The sequence below is a fragment of the Rathayibacter festucae DSM 15932 genome (assembly GCF_004011135.1).
Taxonomy (GTDB): domain Bacteria; phylum Actinomycetota; class Actinomycetes; order Actinomycetales; family Microbacteriaceae; genus Rathayibacter; species Rathayibacter festucae.
Genome location: NZ_CP028137.1, coordinates 2,577,327 through 2,591,919, shown reverse-complemented (window position 1 = coordinate 2,591,919; position 14,593 = coordinate 2,577,327). Strand labels below are relative to the sequence as shown.

Genomic DNA, 14,593 nt, shown 5'->3' with positions numbered 1-14,593 from the left:
TTCACAGGAGTAGCCATGGCGAACAAGGAAGCCTCGGTCGCCGAACTCACGGAGAAGTTCCAGAGTTCGACCGCCGTTCTGCTGACCGAGTACCGCGGTCTCACTGTTGCTCAGCTCAAGACGCTGCGCAAGGACATCAGTGAGCACGCGACCTACGCCGTGGTGAAGAACACGCTGACCAAGATCGCGGCGAACAACGCCGGGATCTCGTCCTTCGACGCCGAGCTCGCTGGCCCTTCGGCCATCGCGTTCGTGCACGGCGACCCCGTCGCCGTCGCGAAGTCGCTGCGTGCCTTCGCCAAGGCAAACCCTCTCCTCGTGGTCAAGGGCGGTTACTTCGACGGTAACCCGCTGACCGCGGAAGAGGTGGGAAAGCTCGCCGACCTCGAGTCCCGTGAAGTGCTGCTCGGCAAGCTCGCCGGCGCCTTCAAGGCCTCGCTCTTCGGTGCCGCTTACCTGTTCCAGGCGCCGCTGTCCAAGGCCGTTCGCACGGTCGAGGCACTGCGCGAGAAGCAGGAGTCCGCGAGCTGACGCTTCCCTCCGGGAGGCAGTGCGCACGCGGTTCGTAGACAAGAAACAACAAGGAGAAAAATCATGGCAAAGCTCACGCAGGACGAGCTCATCGAGGCCTTCAAGGAGCTCACGCTCATCGAGCTCTCTGAGTTCGTGAAGAAGTTCGAAGAGGTCTTCGAGGTCACCGCCGCCGCGCCCGTCGCCGCTGCTGGTGTCGCCGGCCCGGCCGCCCCGGCCGAAGAGGTCGAGGAGCAGACCGAGTTCGACGTCGTGCTCGAGGCCGCCGGCGAGAAGAAGATCCAGGTCATCAAGGAGGTCCGCGCGCTCACGAGCCTCGGCCTCGGCGAGGCGAAGGCTGTCGTCGACGGCGCCCCCAAGGCTGTCCTCGAGGCCGTCAACAAGGAGACCGCCGAGAAGGCCAAGGCCCAGCTCGAGGCCGCCGGCGCGACCGTCACCGTCAAGTAATCCCCTCGCACCCGTCAGGGTGCACGGGTCCTCCCTCGGGCAGGCCCACCGGCGAAGGGCGTCGTCTCCTCGGAGGCGGCGCCCTTCGTCGTTCCCGCTCGCCGTCGCCCTGTCCTCGCCGCGCTGTCGTCTCCGCCCCGGCGTCCCCGACCGGGGGTGATCGGCCTCGCCGGTGCCGCGCGACGCAGCCTCTAGAATCGGCGGGTGACTGCTATCGATCCGCTCGCAGGCCTGCCGGCCCGCGACGTGCCGCCCAGCGAGGTCTCGCTGAGCGAGCTGCTGAGCGACTTCGTCTCGGTGACGCACCGGATCACCCGCCTCGCGGCGCAGGCCACCGACAACCAGGAGTCGCAGGCGGTCTGGCGCACCCTGTCGGTGCTGCTGTCGATGGGGCCGATGCGCCTGGGCGAGCTGGCGACCCAGAGCCGCGTCTCGCAGCCCACGATGACCAAGATCGTGAAGAACCTCGTCGAGGCCGGCTGGCTCGACCGCATCGCCGACCCGGCCGACGCGCGGGCCTGGCAGATCCGCCTCGCCCCCGACGGCGCCGCCGCGCTCAGTGCGTGGCGCACCCAGCTGGGCGACGCCCTCACGCCGATCTTCGCCGACCTCCGCCCGGAGGACCGCCGCGTCCTCGAGCGCGCCGTCGAGATCATGCACGAGCGCCTCGTCGTCGCCCCCCGCGACTGACCCCGGCGCGCTCTCGCGCGCGCACATGCTGGTCGAGTAGCCCCGCAGGGGCGTATCGAGACCCGCGGTCGTCAGCCGTGACCGCCGACGGTGGTGGATCTCGATACGCCCGCTGCGCGGCCTACTCGATCAGCATGGGGCGGGGATGCCCGCACTCTTGCTGGTCGAGCAGCCCCGACGGGGCGTATCGAGACCCACGATCGTCAGCAGTGAGTGCTGACGGTGGGCGATCTCGATACGCCCACTGCGCGGGCTACTCGATCAACTTGATGGGGAGCCTGCCTCCGGAAGAGGCGCCCGATGTAAGACGACAGAACCTCGACGAGTGCGCATTGCAGGTGATATCGTCCGGAATGTGAAATCGACCGTTCCGACCATCGCGCCCCTGCTGCGCTCCGACCTGCAGGGCAATCTGCTCGCGGCGCTGATGCTGCGGCCGGGCGAGAGCTCGCTGAGTGCGCTCGCGGAGCGCATCGAGGCGTCGCCCTCCTCGGTGCAGAGGGAGATCGAGCGGCTCGTCGCCTCCGGCTTCGTGCTGGAGCGTCGTTCGGGCCGCAACCGCTATGTGCGCGCGAACGAGGCGCATCCGCTGGCGGCGCCGGTGCGGATCATCGTGGAGTACGCCTACGGACCCCGAGTCGTCCTCTCCCGGGTCCTGAGCGGGATCCCCCTCATCGAGGAGGCCTACATCCACGGGTCGTGGGCCGCCCGCATGGCGGGTGAGGAGGGGGCCGATCCCGCCGACGTGGATGTGCTCGTCATCGGCGGACCGGATCGGGCGGATCTGCTCGACGCGGCGACGGCGGCGCAGTCCGAGCTCGGGCGCGAGGTCGACATCAGATCGGTGAGTCGTCGTCGATGGGACGAGGCGTCTGATCCCTTCCTCCAGACGCTGAAGACACGTCCGCTGGTCCGGCTGGATGTGGGGAACGGAGTGGCCGAATGAGTGGAGTCCTGCAGTGGGAGAAGGGGCGGGACACCGTCGATGCGCTGCTGACTGCCCGGCGGATGGAGGAGGTGCCTGCGAATCGCGAGCACGCGGAGAGGCTGATCGAGCAGGCACGGAGACATGTCCTCTCCGCGGAGAGGGTCCGCGAGGACGATCTCGAACTGGCTTTCAGCGCCGCGTACGACGCCGCCCGGAAGGCGCTCACGGCGGTCTTCGCGATCCAGGGGCTGCGACCCACCTCGCAGGGCGGTCACGTCGCGGTGTCCGAAGCGGCCCGGGCGCAGTTCGACCCGCCGATGGGGCGCGTCGTCACGCGCTTCGAGTGGATGCGGCGCACCCGGAACGCCGCCGAGTACCCGCAGGTCGGGGCCCCCGAGATCGACGTCGACGAGGTGAGCGACGCCATCGCCTCCGCGACCCAGATGCTCGACTTCGCCGTGACCGTGCTGGACGTCCTGCCGCCCTACCGGAAGTGACGCCGGCTGGTCGAGTGGCCCTGAGCGGGGCGTCTCGAGCCTGCCCGTCGTCTGCCGTGACTGCGGGCGGTGGTGGATCTCGATACGCCCGCTGCGCGGCCTACTCGATCAACAAGGAGACGCCCGCTGTGCGGCCTACTCGATCAGCAGGGAGACGCCCGCTGCGCGGGCCACTCGATCAGCAGGGAGCGACCGCGTTCCGGTGCTTCCATGCTGGTCGAGTATCCCGGAGGGGCGTATCGAGACCTACCGTCGTCAGCGACTCGTGCAGGATGAGCGCGTGCAGATGCGACTCGAACTCGTCCCCGTGCCCGTCTCCGACGTCGATCGGGCGCTGGCGTTCTACGTGGACGTCGTCGGCTTCCACGTCGACCACGACGTCCGGCCCTCGCCGTCGATGCGGGTCGTCCAGCTGACGCCGCCAGGCTCCGCGTGCTCGATCGTGATCGGCACCGGGATGGGGCCCGGACCGGAGGACGGCGTCGTCCGCGGGCTGCACCTCGTCGTCGACGACATTGCCGCCGTGCGCGCCGAGCTGGTCGAGCGCGGCCTCGAGCTGTCGGACGTGCAGGACATGGGCGGCGTGAAGTACGCCCACTTCGCCGACCCGGACGGCAACACCTGGTCCCTCCAGGAGATCGGCCAGCGCACCCTGCCGGCCTGAGCGACGACGCGGATCTCGATACGCCCGCTGCGCGGGCTACTCGATCAGCAAAGAAGCGCGCGCTGCGAGGCGCGTCGGCAGGGGGGGTGCGCGCACCGCCGGGCGCGTCCGCTCCGCGTCAGTCCTCGGGCCAGCGGACGCGGGCGCCCGAGTCCGGGTGCTTGCGGAGCCAGGCCGCGATGAAGGGGCAGCGGGGGACGACCGTGCCGCCCGCCTCCGTCACCGCGAGGACCGCGGCGCGGGCGAGCACGCTGCCGAGGCCGTGCCCCTCCCAGGCGTCGTCGACGACGGTGTGGGTCAGCACGACCTCGTCGCCCTGGCGGACGTAGGCCGCGAAGCCGGCCGTCTCGCCGCCGACGGAGATCTCGAAGCGGGAGCGCTCGGGCGCATCGCGGACGACGGGGGAGGGGGACTCGGAGTCGCTCATGCTCCGATTCTCGCGCCCCGCGGCGCCGAGGTGCTGGTGCGGATGACGAGCGAGGCGGGGATGGTCGTGTGCCGGGCGGGCGGCGGCGCCTCGCCCCGGGCGATCGCGGCCAGCGCCTCCAGCACGAGGGCGACGGCGAGCTCGCCCTGCTGCCGCGGGTCCTGCCGGATCGAGCTCAGGCCGAACAGCTCGGCCAGCGGGTGGTCGTCGATCCCGATGATCGAGACGTCCTCCGGCACCGAGAGCCCGAGCTCGCGGGCGGCGAGGATGATCCCGATCCCGATCTCGTCGGAGGCGGCGAAGATCGCGGTCGGCCGGGTCCGCGGATCGCCCAGCACCTGACGTCCGGCCCGGTGCCCGCCGGGGATGTCGAACCGGGTGGGCACGAAGTGGCCGGCTCCGCGCTCGAGTCCCGCCGCGGCGAGGGCCTGCGAGAAGCCCTCGTGGCGCTTGGTGTGCACGTGGAAGTCCATCTCCTCCTCCGCCAGCCCGCCGATGTGCACGATGCGCTCGTGGCCGAGGGAGAGCAGGTGCTCGGTGGCGAGCCGGGCCGCGGCGACGTCGTCGATGCTGAAGGTCGGGATGCCTGGGAGTGAGCCGCCGATCCCGACGATCGGCTTGCCCAGGGCGAGCAGCGCCTCCGTCTCGTCGGGCGAGATCTCGAGGGTCACGGCGACGATCGCGTCGACGCGCTTGCGGACGAGGTAGTACTCGAAGACGCTGCGGCGCGCGTCGTGGTGCTTGTCGATGTTGTAGAGGAGCAGGTCGTAGCCGGCGGCGAGCAGGGCGCGCTCGATGCCCTCGATGATCCCGCCGAAGAACCACTGGTTGATCACCGGGATGATCACGGCGACGTTGTTGCTGCGGCCGGTGACGAGGCTCGAGGCGTTGGCCGAGACGACGTAGCCGAGGCTCGACGCGGCGTGCTCGACCCGCTGCTTCGTCCCGGCGGAGACGTAGCCGCGGCCGCTCAGGGCGCGCGAGACGGTCGCCTTCGACACTCCCGCGAGCTCGGCGACCTCTTCGATGCCTGGCACGGCGTTCCTCCCGGACCGTCCGGCGTCGGTGCTGGAAACGGTTCCAGAAAGTTATACCCCGCGCGCGGGGCGGCCGGAGCATCGAGATCGATCTCCGGCCGTCCATCGGCCCGGATTCCCGCGGTTCGTCGCCGGATCGTTATCTCAGAGAGCGCTCTATCACCGCCGTTGTGCTTTCATCGATCTTGTGGAAAGGTTTCCCTCCGTGGAGGCCCGAGCCACACGAACCCGGTGTTCCGCTCGGAGAGTCTCCGCACGGAACCACCAACAGCATCCGAGTCGTCGCAGCACCTGCTTCGAGTCGCCTCAGCCCGCCGGCCCGCCGGACGGCACCGGCCCTCGGCTGAACCACCACTCAATGAGGAGGAACCATGCGGTCATCCCTGCACCGCCGTATCACCCTTCCCGTCGCCGTTCTCGCAGCGGCCGGGATCGCCCTCGCCGGCTGCTCGAGCAGCAGCGACCCCAACGACCCGAACGCGGGCGGCGGCAGCGCCGCCGGCTCCGTCGGCACGGCCGACGGCGTCGTCAACATCTACGGCACCATCAACGGCGACGAGGCCACCCTTCTCGAGCAGTCCTGGGCGGACTGGGAGAAGGAGTCGGGCATCGACATCAAATACACCGGCGACAAGGAGTTCGAGAAGCAGATCGGCATCAAGGTCCAGGGTGGCGACACCCCCGACCTCGCGATCTTCCCGCAACCGGGTCTGCTCGCCGACACCGTCGCCTCGGGCAAGGTCCAGGAGCTGCCCGAGGGCGCCCTGACCAACGTCCAGAACAACTGGTCCGAGGACTGGCAGAAGTACGGCCAGGTCGACGGCACCCAGTACGGCGCGCCGCTGATGGCCTCCGTCAAGGGCTACATCTGGTACTCGCCGAAGAAGTTCGCCGAGTGGGGCGTCTCCGTTCCCACCACCTGGGACGAGATGGAGGCGCTGGGCAAGACCATCGCCGAGAAGACCGGCGGACCGTCCTGGTGCGCGGGCTTCAACTCCGGTGAGGCGTCCGGCTGGCCGGGCACCGACTGGATCGAGGACGCCGTCCTCCGCGAGGCGGGCCCCGACGTGTACGACTCCTGGGTCGCGGGCGACACCCCGTTCACCGACCCCGAGATCAAGGCGGCCTTCGACAAGGTCGGCTCGATCCTCCTCGACCCGACGCTGGTGAACGCCGGCTACGGCGACGTCTCCTCGATCAACTCGACCGCCTTCGGCGACGTCGCGCAGAACGTCGCCAACGGCACCTGCGCGCTGACCCACCAGGCGTCGTTCTTCGAGGGCTTCCTGACCTCGGCCGGCGCCAACGTGGCCGAGGACGGCGACGTGTGGGCGTTCCTCACCCCGCCGATCAGCGCAGACGCCGACCAGGCCGTCACCGGTGGTGGCGAGATGGTCGCCGCGTTCTCGAACGACGAGGACACCGCGAAGGTCCAGGAGTACCTGGCCAGCGCGGACTGGGCCAACAGCCGCGTGAAGCTCGGCGGCGTCATCTCGGCGAACACGGGTCTCGACCCGGAGAACGCCGGCAGCGACGTGCTGAAGGACTCCATCGCGATCCTCCAGGACCCGAACACCACGTTCCGCTTCGACGCCTCGGACCTCATGCCCAAGGCCGTCGGCTCCGACAGCTTCTTCAAGGGCATGGTCGACTGGATCGACGGCTCGAGCACCGATCAGGTCCTCGAGGAGATCCAGGCCGGCTACACCTCCTAGCAGTCGCGGAGAGGGCCGTCGCTCCCCGGAGCGGCGGCCCTCGACCGATGCCCGTCCGGCCGGATCGCACCCGCGGTCCGGCCGGACCGGGCCTCACCAGAGTTCAGAGTCGCACTCGAAAGGGCGTCCATGTCCGGCTTCTTCCAGTGGCTGGCGAGCATCCCCCCGCTCGCGCAGATCCCCATCATTCTTCTGGCGTTCGCGGCGGTCGTCGCGATCATCCTCTTCTTCGTCGAGATCGCCCCGCGGCGCGGCACCGGCTACACGATCCTCCGCCTCGCCGTCACGGTCCTCCTCCCGGTGGTCCTCCTCCTCGCGTTCGGCCTCTACAACTCGGTGATGTGGGTCGCGGTCGTCGCGGCGGTCATCGGCGGCATCCTCTTTCTGCTCGACTTCCGGTCCCGCAAAGGCGCGGGCTACGGACTGCAGCTGATCGCGTTCATGGCCCCGGCCGCCTTCTTCATCCTGATCGGTCTGATCTACCCGACGATCACGACCGCGCTGAACGCCTTCATGAAGAACGACGGCTCCGGATTCGCCGGCCTCGACAACTTCATCTGGGTCTTCACCAGCCCCGACGGCGTCACCGCCTTCCTCAACACCGTGGTCTGGGTGCTCCTCGCCCCGATCACCGCCACCGCGATCGGCCTCGCCTACGCGGTCTTCATCGACAAGAGCCGCGGCGAGAAGTTCTTCAAGCTGCTGGTCTTCATGCCGATGGCGATCTCGTTCGTCGGCGCCTCGATCATCTTCAAGTTCTTCTACGACACCCGCCAGGGCGAGCAGATCGGTGTCCTCAACGGCATCCTCACCGCGTTCGGCGGCGCTCCCGTCGACTGGCTGGGCCTCGAGCCGTGGAACACGCTCTTCCTCGTCGTCGTGCTGATCTGGACCCAGGCCGGCTTCGCGATGACGGTCCTCTCGGCCGCCATCAAGGGCGTGCCCTCGGAGCAGCTGGAGGCGGCGTCGCTGGACGGCACCAACGCCTGGCAGTCGTTCTGGAACGTCGTCGTCCCGGGCATCCGCTCCTCGATCGTCGTCGTGCTGACCACGATCTCGATCGCGTCGCTGAAGGTCTTCGACATCGTCTCGGCGATGACCGGCGGCCGCTCCGACACCACCGTCCTCGCCTTCGAGATGGTGCGCCAGTTCCAGCTCGGCGCCCGCAGCGGCTACAGCGCGGCCCTCGCGGTCATCCTGTTCCTGCTCGTGCTCCCGATCGTCGTCTACAACGCCCGCCAGCTCGCCAAGCAGAGGGAGATCCGATGAGCGTCACGCCCACTCCGATCCAGGTTCCGGTCGACCGCAGCACCGAGCGCGCGCTCGCCCGCGGCGAGTCGAAGATCGAGGCGGCCAGCGGCAAGGTCCGCAAGGCGACGACCTCGCGCGGAGCGACCCTCGCGGCCGCGATCATCGCGGCGATCTGGACCATCCCGACCCTCGGGCTGTTCATCTCGTCGTTCCGCCCCGCGAACGACATCAAGACCACCGGCTGGTGGACGATCTTCGCCAACCCCGGCTTCACCCTCGACAACTACGCGAACGCGCTCAACTCCGGCGACAGCCTGACCCTGGGCAAGGCGTTCGTGAACTCGCTGGTCATCACGCTGCCCGCGGCGCTGATCCCGATCACGATCGCCAGCCTCGCGGCCTACGCCTTCGCGTGGATCGACTTCAAGGGCCGCAACACGCTCTTCGTGCTCGTGTTCTCGCTGCAGATCGTGCCGATCCAGATGGCCCTCGTGCCGCTGCTGCAGCTGTTCTCGGACGGCCTGCGCATCGGCAACCTCTACATCCTCCCCGGACTCGGGGTGAACGGGTTGGACGGCTCGTACGCGAAGGTGTGGATCGCGCACACGATCTTCGCGCTCCCGCTCGCGATCTTCATGCTGCACAACTTCATCTCGGAGATCCCCGGCGAGGTCATCGAGGCGGCACGCGTGGACGGAGCCGGCCACGGCCAGATCTTCTTCCGCATCGTGCTGCCGCTGTCGGTCCCGGCGATCGCCTCGTTCGGCATCTTCCAGTTCCTCTGGGTCTGGAACGACCTGCTGGTCGCGACGGTCTTCACCTCCGGGCAGGGGCTGCCGATCACGAAGGCGCTGCAGGACCTCTCGGGCTCGTACGGCCAGTCGTGGGAGCTCCTCACGGCCGGCGCGTTCATCTCGATCATCGTCCCGCTGATCGTGTTCTTCGCCCTCCAGCGCTTCTTCGTCCGCGGCCTCCTCGCCGGCGCGACCAAGGGCTGACGCTCTGCACCGGAGGCCCGGGTCCTGCTCACGCAGGGCCCGGGCCTTCCGCCGTCCCGGACATGCTGATCGAGTAGCCCGCGAAGCGGGCGTATCGAGATCCACCACCGTCAGAACGCGAATCTGCAGACCGGCCGTGCTGGTGACGTCGGGTCTCGATACGCCCCTGCGGGGCTACTCGACCAGCATGAGTGCGGGCGCTGGCCCGGCGGTGGACCGATCGGCGGGATGCGAACGGTCGGCGCTCCATGCTGGTCGAGTAGCCGCGGGACGCGGCGTATCGAGACCCGGTGAGTCGAGTCCGCGAACGCGGCCCGTCATGGCCGGCCGGGGCGCCGACGACCGCCCGCCGCTGAGCACATCTTCGCCGTGGGCGGAAGCCGCGGGCGGTGTCGGCGGCCGGGGTTATGGTCGAGCGATGAGCAGGATGGGTGACGTCGCGAGCGGCGGCGGGATGCGCGCGGGCGCGGTGCGCGGGAAGATCTCCAGCAGCGACCCCGACGCCCAGCGGCGGAAGAACTCCGACGCTCCGAGGATCGACCACCTCTTCTCCCGGATCGCCTCGCTCTTCCGCGCCCACCGCACCAAGCTCACGCTCACCGTCGCCCTCGTGCTCGTCGGCGCCGCCCTCACCGTCGTGCCGCCGCTGCTCACCCAGCTGGCCTTCGACCGCGGGCTCTTCCCGCCCGGCGGCCGCCCGAACCTCCCCGTGCTGCTCGAGCTCGTCGGCGTGATGGTGCTGATCTGGGTGGTCTCCGCCGTGCTCGGCGTCTGGCAGACCTTCCTCACCGCCACGGTCGGCAACAGCGTGATGGGCGAGCTGCGCATCCGGCTGTTCCGCCACCTCCAGGCGATGGAGCTCGGCTTCTTCACCCGCACCCGCACCGGCGTCATCCAGTCGCGCCTCGCCAACGACGTCGGCGGCGTGGCCAGCGTCCTCACCAACACCGTCTCGAGCGTGCTCGGCAACACCGTCACCGTGATCGCGGCCGTCGTCGCGATGCTCCTGCTCTCCTGGCAGATGACGATCGTCGCGGTGGTGCTCACCCCGGTGCTCGTGATCGCGCAGCGCCGGGTCGGCCAGGTCCGCGCCCGGATCGCCACGAAGACGCAGGAGTCGCTGTCCGAGATGACGGCGATCACGCAGGAGACGCTGAGCGTCTCGGGCATCCTGCTCGCCAAGAGCTTCGGCCGCCAGGAGTCGGAGGTGACCCGCTACGCCGAGGAGAACGGCCGGCAGATCGACCTCCAGGTCCGCCAGCAGATGTCCGGGCAGTGGTTCTTCGCGACCGTGCAGATCTTCCTCTCGGTGATCCCCGTGGTCGTCTACCTCGTCGCCGCCTGGCTGATCCTCGGCGGGACGACCGTCACCGCGGGCACCGTCGTCGCCTTCACCACCGTGCAGGCCCGGCTGATGTGGCCGCTGCTCGGGCTGATGCGCGTCGCGCTCGACCTGCAGACCGCCGGCGCGCTCTTCGCCCGCATCTTCGAGTACCTCGACCTGCGGCCCGCCATCGCCGATCGCGCGAGTGCCCGCGACGTCGACGGCGAGCTCGGCCGCGTCGAGCTGGACGAGGTCGTCTTCCGCTACCCCGACCAGACCGACGACGTCCGGCCGACCCTCGACCACGTCTCGGTCTCGATCGCGCCGGGCGAGTTCGTCGCCTTCGTCGGTCCCTCCGGCGCCGGCAAGACGACCATCTCCTACCTCGTGCCCCGGCTCTACGACGTCACCGAGGGCTCCGTCCGCTTCGCCGGCACGGACGTCCGGGAGCTGCGGCAGGAGTCGCTCGTCTCGCACATCGGCATCGTCAGCCAGGAGACCTACCTCTTCCACGCCACGATCGCCGACAACCTCCGCTACGCGCGTCCTGGCGCGACGCAGGAGGAGCTGGAGGCGGCCGCGCGGTCCGCGAACATCCACGACACGATCGCGTCCTTCCCCGACGGCTACGACACCCTCGTCGGCGAGCGCGGCTACCGGCTCTCCGGCGGCGAGAAGCAGCGCCTCGCGATCGCGCGGGTGCTGCTGAAGGACCCGGCCGTCCTCATCCTCGACGAGGCGACCAGCGCGCTGGACACCGTCTCGGAGCGGATCGTGCAGACCGCCCTCGACGACGCCGCCCGCGGCCGCACCACCATCGCGATCGCGCACCGCCTCTCGACGGTCGTCTCGGCCGACGTCATCCACGTCGTCGACGGCGGCCGCATCGTCGAGTCGGGCACCCACCCCGAGCTGCTCGAGCGCCGCGGCCTGTACGCCTCCCTCTACGCCCAGCAGGTCGAGACCGCCCTCAGCTCCTGACGCGCGTCAGCGGCGGCACGCGGGGTCCGCGTCAGGTGCAGTCGACGATGAAGCGCATCAGCGTGGTCGCGTCGTCCGTCTCGAACAGCTCGTCGAGGGCGCGGTTGAACTCGAGGCGGCGGCTGTAGGGGATGTTGACGGCGTCGATGTCGGCGCTCATCAGCACTCCCGTCATCATCAGGCGGGCGGTGCGCTTGTTGCCGTCGAAGTAGAACTGGCTGCGTGTCGCGGCCGCGAAGTAGGCCACGGCCCGCTCCCTCGGGTCGGGGAGCGTCTCGAGGAAGCGGACGAGCGAGTCGAAGCGCTCGATCAGTGCCTCGCCGCCGGTCCCGTGCTCGACGCCGGCGACGAAGCCGCCGTTCGCGAGGCGCACGCTGCCGCCGCCGGAGACGATTCCCTCGCCGCGGAAGTGGCCGGACTCGATCGCCTCCTTCGCCGCGACCGTGCGGTGGAGGGTGTCCGACACGTCCTTGCGGAGGGCGAAGGCACTCCGGCCGACCAGCTGGTCCAGATCGCTGTACGCCTGGCTCAGCGCCAGGACCTGCTCCTCGTCGGCCAGCGGCTTGCCGCCGACGGTCACGCCCTCGAGGAGGGTCCGCACCTCGGGGAGGGTGAAGGTGTTGCCCTCGAGCGCGGCGGCGTTCCAGACGAGGTCGGGCAGCGAGGCGCGGAAGCGGAAGCGGGCCCGCTCGGACGTGGTCGCCACGAGGCGGTCCCACTCGATCGTCGACGCGGTCCAGGTGATGCCGGTCCGCTCGCGCAGGAGGGCGCTGTCCGCGGCGGGGAGTGCGCGGTCCGCCGGTCCTCCGGTCCGTCCGCCCGTGGGGCGACGCCGGTAGCCGGGTCCGGGTCGCTGCTCGTCGGTCACGACCACTCCCGTCCCAGCTCCGAGGCGATCGCCGCCAGGTCACCGCCGAGGCCGATGCCGTCGAGCACCGCCTGCAGCGGGGACACCAGGACGACTCCCTCGACGTCGACCGCGCCCTGGAACAGGGGCGCGGGCGCGGGGACCACGAGGACGTCGGCGTGCTCGGTGGTCGTCGGCGTCAGAGTGTCGGCGAGCAGCTGTGAGACCCGGCGCGGGTCCGTGGTCCACAGCACCGAGACCCCCTGCAGGTCGTACCCCATCGCATCGAAGGCGGCCGCTCCGGAGAGCGCCCACGGCTCCTCCGAGGCGTGCCCCGCGGAGGCGAGGCGGTCGATGCTCCAGCGCGAGCCTGCGAGGGCGACGGCACCCGGCCGGTGCTGCGGCGCGGACGCTCGACCGGCCTCGCCGAGGAGGAGCGCCGTCTCCCCGCGCGAGTACCGGGTGAGCCGAGCGGTCCAGGCCGCGATCTCCTCGTCGCCAGGGGCCACCGAGAGGTCTCCGAGCATCGCGCGCGCGGCCGACGCCGCGTGCGGATCGGAGAGGGGCCGGACCGATAGATCGAGATCGAGGCCCGCCGCGAGCAGGAGCTCCCGCAGGTCGTCGAGGCGCGGGTCGGTCTGCCCCGAGAGGATCCGGTAGCCGGTGGCACGCGAGAGACCCGCACGGGAGGCGAGGAGATCGACGGAGTAGCCGAGCTCCTTCTGCGCCGTCTCCAGCTCGCTGAGTCTCATGACTGAGACACTACTCCGGTCCGTCTCACTGGTGAGACGGTGCCGATAGGACATCGTGGTCAGACCGCCGGGCGGTCGGCGAGCATCTGCTCCATCAGGGAGATCTCGGCCTCCTGGGCCTTCACGACGGAGGAGGCGAAGTCGGTGGCGACGGTGGCGCGGCTGCGGGCGAGCAGGGCCTCGGCCATGTCGATCGCGCCGCGGTGGTGGGCGATCATCAGCTCGAGGAACCGGCGGTCGAAGTCGCGGCCGGTGAGCGTGCTCAGCTCGGCGATCTGCTCGGGCGTCGCGAGGCCCGGCATGCTCTCGGGGACGACGTCCTCCTCGGTGGACATGCCCATCGACGAGTGCTCGTCGGCGGCGCCGGCGAGGGTCGGCCGGCCCATCCAGGTCATCGACGGCTCGGGGGCCGCCTGCGGGAGGCCCCAGGAGTTCAGCCAGCCGAAGAGCTGACCGGCCTGCTGCTGCTGGGTGAGCAGGATGTCCTTCGAGACGGTGAGGACCTCGTCGTCGGCGCTGCGGTCCCGCGCGATCATCGCCAGCTCGGCGCCCTGGAGGTGGTGCACCTGCATGTCGCGGGCGAAGCCGGCCTCCGCGCTCGTCGTCGACGGGGTGGCCGAGGACGAGAACGGGGCGAGGGCGCCGAAGAGGTAGCCGCCCGCCGCGCCCAGGAGCAGGGCGACGACGGCGACGGCCGCGACGAGGAGGCGGCCCCTACTGCTTGCCGGGCGCATCGATGCCTCCGGTGCACGGGGCACCGGGCTCGGGCGCGGTCGAGGACTGCCAGAAGCGCTCGATGAACGCGTCGATGCGCGGGTCCTCGGGGGAGTCGATCGCGACCTGGGCGTCCCAGGCGCTGAGCACGATCGGGGAGTCGAGACCCTCGTAGGGCGAGACGACCGCGTAGGTCTCGGGCATCGCGGCGATCAGGGCGTCGACCTCGCTCTGCGGGAGGGACGGGTCGTAGGTCGCCCAGACGGCGCCGTGCTCGAGGTCGTGCACGGCGTTCTCGTTGGGGACGGGCTCGTTGTAGACGCCGCAGTTCATCCAGACGGCGTTGTGGGGGCCGCCCGCGGGAGGGGTCTGCTCGTAGTCGACGGTGCCGGCGACGTGGGTCGCGTCGTTCTCGAAGGTCTGCAGGCCGTCGATCTGCCGGGCCTCGACGATCTGCTGGTTGCCGAGGACGGTGACCGCGACGATGCCGCCGATCGCGACGACGGCGAGTGCCGAGAGCGACCAGATCCAGATCCGGCCGCTGCGCTTGCGCTTGGCCTGCTCGCGCTTGTAGGCCTCGACCTTGTCCTGGCGGGCGCGGTTCTTGGCGGACATCGTGTCTTTGGGCACGGTGGCGTCTCTCGTTCTGATCGCGGGGTGGCGCGCCGGGGGAGGCGCAGGCGCCTGAGAGGCGCTCTCAGAGGATAACGAGCGAGGCTCCGGATCGGATCAATGCGGGGTGGGAGTGCTTCGGGCGGGTGGGTCTCGATACGCCCCTTCGGGGCTACTC

The 14,593-nt window shown here is 70.1% G+C and carries 16 protein-coding genes; 10 read left to right on the top strand and 6 right to left on the bottom strand.

What is annotated here, in order from left to right; all coding sequences use genetic code 11:
* Window positions 1–15: 15 nt before the first annotated feature.
* From rplJ to C1I64_RS11935, 6 genes are all read left to right on the top strand, one after another.
* On the top strand, window positions 16–531 hold the full coding sequence (rplJ, locus tag C1I64_RS11960; RefSeq protein ID WP_123447792.1) for a 50S ribosomal protein L10: 516 nt from the start codon (window positions 16–18) through the stop codon (window positions 529–531).
* Window positions 532–594: 63 nt separating this feature from the next.
* Window positions 595–978 carry a 50S ribosomal protein L7/L12 gene (gene rplL, locus C1I64_RS11955; protein WP_055791021.1) on the top strand — a complete coding sequence of 128 codons (384 nt, stop codon included), beginning with the start codon at window positions 595–597 and terminating at the stop codon, window positions 976–978.
* Between the two features lie 204 nt (window positions 979–1,182).
* Window positions 1,183–1,668, top strand: coding sequence for a MarR family winged helix-turn-helix transcriptional regulator (locus C1I64_RS11950; protein WP_243581350.1), 486 nt, complete (start codon window positions 1,183–1,185; stop codon window positions 1,666–1,668).
* A 325-nt stretch (window positions 1,669–1,993) separates the two neighbouring features.
* Entirely contained in the window at window positions 1,994–2,614 is a 621-nt protein-coding gene (locus C1I64_RS11945; RefSeq protein ID WP_127887352.1) for a winged helix-turn-helix domain-containing protein, read from the top strand.
* A complete protein-coding gene (locus C1I64_RS11940; RefSeq protein WP_127887351.1) occupies window positions 2,611–3,093 on the top strand; it encodes a HEPN domain-containing protein in 483 nt (160 codons plus the stop codon). The genes C1I64_RS11945 and C1I64_RS11940 overlap by 4 nt, the downstream gene beginning before the upstream one ends.
* A 280-nt stretch (window positions 3,094–3,373) precedes the next feature.
* Window positions 3,374–3,757: a VOC family protein gene (locus C1I64_RS11935; RefSeq protein WP_208645120.1), complete on the top strand. Its 384-nt coding sequence runs from the start codon at window positions 3,374–3,376 to the stop codon at window positions 3,755–3,757.
* 118 nt (window positions 3,758–3,875) lie between these two features.
* Here the strand turns inward: C1I64_RS11935 and C1I64_RS11930 are convergent, their stop codons facing one another.
* Together C1I64_RS11930 and C1I64_RS11925 are read right to left on the bottom strand one after the other, a co-directional pair.
* Window positions 3,876–4,184 (bottom strand): GNAT family N-acetyltransferase, encoded by a 309-nt coding sequence (locus tag C1I64_RS11930; RefSeq protein WP_123447791.1) that lies wholly within the window; start codon window positions 4,182–4,184, stop codon window positions 3,876–3,878.
* Window positions 4,181–5,221 carry a LacI family DNA-binding transcriptional regulator gene (locus C1I64_RS11925; RefSeq protein WP_123447790.1) on the bottom strand — a complete coding sequence of 347 codons (1,041 nt, stop codon included), beginning with the start codon at window positions 5,219–5,221 and terminating at the stop codon, window positions 4,181–4,183. The genes C1I64_RS11930 and C1I64_RS11925 overlap by 4 nt, the downstream gene beginning before the upstream one ends.
* A gap of 371 nt (window positions 5,222–5,592) precedes the next feature.
* Between C1I64_RS11925 and C1I64_RS11920 the strand changes: the two genes are divergently transcribed.
* From C1I64_RS11920 to C1I64_RS11905, 4 genes are all read left to right on the top strand, one after another.
* Window positions 5,593–6,936 carry an ABC transporter substrate-binding protein gene (locus C1I64_RS11920; protein WP_127887350.1) on the top strand — a complete coding sequence of 448 codons (1,344 nt, stop codon included), beginning with the start codon at window positions 5,593–5,595 and terminating at the stop codon, window positions 6,934–6,936.
* 129 nt (window positions 6,937–7,065) lie between these two features.
* Window positions 7,066–8,205: a carbohydrate ABC transporter permease gene (locus C1I64_RS11915; RefSeq protein WP_123447788.1), complete on the top strand. Its 1,140-nt coding sequence runs from the start codon at window positions 7,066–7,068 to the stop codon at window positions 8,203–8,205.
* Window positions 8,202–9,185 (top strand): carbohydrate ABC transporter permease, encoded by a 984-nt coding sequence (locus tag C1I64_RS11910; RefSeq protein WP_123447787.1) that lies wholly within the window; start codon window positions 8,202–8,204, stop codon window positions 9,183–9,185. The genes C1I64_RS11915 and C1I64_RS11910 overlap by 4 nt, the downstream gene beginning before the upstream one ends.
* Window positions 9,186–9,612: 427 nt before the next feature.
* Window positions 9,613–11,490, top strand: a complete 1,878-nt coding sequence (locus C1I64_RS11905; RefSeq protein ID WP_127888546.1) for an ABC transporter ATP-binding protein — start codon at window positions 9,613–9,615, stop codon at window positions 11,488–11,490.
* A 31-nt stretch (window positions 11,491–11,521) separates the two neighbouring features.
* Here C1I64_RS11905 and C1I64_RS11900 read toward each other — a convergent pair whose 3' ends face one another.
* The 4 genes from C1I64_RS11900 to C1I64_RS11885 are packed head-to-tail and all read right to left on the bottom strand — an operon-like array spanning window position 11,522 to window position 14,433.
* A complete protein-coding gene (locus C1I64_RS11900) occupies window positions 11,522–12,358 on the bottom strand; it encodes a Fic family protein (RefSeq protein ID WP_208645119.1) in 837 nt (278 codons plus the stop codon).
* Window positions 12,355–13,089, bottom strand: a complete 735-nt coding sequence (locus C1I64_RS11895) for a hypothetical protein (RefSeq protein WP_127887349.1) — start codon at window positions 13,087–13,089, stop codon at window positions 12,355–12,357. Before C1I64_RS11895 ends, C1I64_RS11900 begins: the two co-directional genes overlap by 4 nt.
* 59 nt (window positions 13,090–13,148) lie before the next feature.
* The gene (locus C1I64_RS11890) at window positions 13,149–13,823 is read right to left on the bottom strand and encodes a DUF305 domain-containing protein (RefSeq protein ID WP_123447785.1); all 675 of its coding nucleotides are present in this window, start codon (window positions 13,821–13,823) and stop codon (window positions 13,149–13,151) included.
* Window positions 13,804–14,433 (bottom strand): DUF3105 domain-containing protein, encoded by a 630-nt coding sequence (locus tag C1I64_RS11885; protein WP_244209461.1) that lies wholly within the window; start codon window positions 14,431–14,433, stop codon window positions 13,804–13,806. Before C1I64_RS11885 ends, C1I64_RS11890 begins: the two co-directional genes overlap by 20 nt.
* Window positions 14,434–14,593 lie beyond the last annotated feature (160 nt).

What these genes read in the sequence shown, in the direction of transcription:
- rplJ (WP_123447792.1), top strand. Translation starts at nt 16, where the DNA reads ATGGCGAACAAGGAAGCCTCGGTCGCCGAACTCACGGAGAAGTTCCAG.
- rplL (WP_055791021.1), top strand. Translation starts at nt 595, where the DNA reads ATGGCAAAGCTCACGCAGGACGAGCTCATCGAGGCCTTCAAGGAGCTC.
- C1I64_RS11940 (WP_127887351.1), top strand. Translation starts at nt 2,611, where the DNA reads ATGAGTGGAGTCCTGCAGTGGGAGAAGGGGCGGGACACCGTCGATGCG.
- C1I64_RS11930 (WP_123447791.1), bottom strand. Translation starts at nt 4,184, where the DNA reads ATGAGCGACTCCGAGTCCCCCTCCCCCGTCGTCCGCGATGCGCCCGAG.
- C1I64_RS11920 (WP_127887350.1), top strand. Translation starts at nt 5,593, where the DNA reads ATGCGGTCATCCCTGCACCGCCGTATCACCCTTCCCGTCGCCGTTCTC.
- C1I64_RS11915 (WP_123447788.1), top strand. Translation starts at nt 7,066, where the DNA reads ATGTCCGGCTTCTTCCAGTGGCTGGCGAGCATCCCCCCGCTCGCGCAG.
- C1I64_RS11910 (WP_123447787.1), top strand. Translation starts at nt 8,202, where the DNA reads ATGAGCGTCACGCCCACTCCGATCCAGGTTCCGGTCGACCGCAGCACC.
- C1I64_RS11905 (WP_127888546.1), top strand. Translation starts at nt 9,613, where the DNA reads ATGGGTGACGTCGCGAGCGGCGGCGGGATGCGCGCGGGCGCGGTGCGC.
- C1I64_RS11895 (WP_127887349.1), bottom strand. Translation starts at nt 13,089, where the DNA reads ATGAGACTCAGCGAGCTGGAGACGGCGCAGAAGGAGCTCGGCTACTCC.
- C1I64_RS11890 (WP_123447785.1), bottom strand. Translation starts at nt 13,823, where the DNA reads ATGCGCCCGGCAAGCAGTAGGGGCCGCCTCCTCGTCGCGGCCGTCGCC.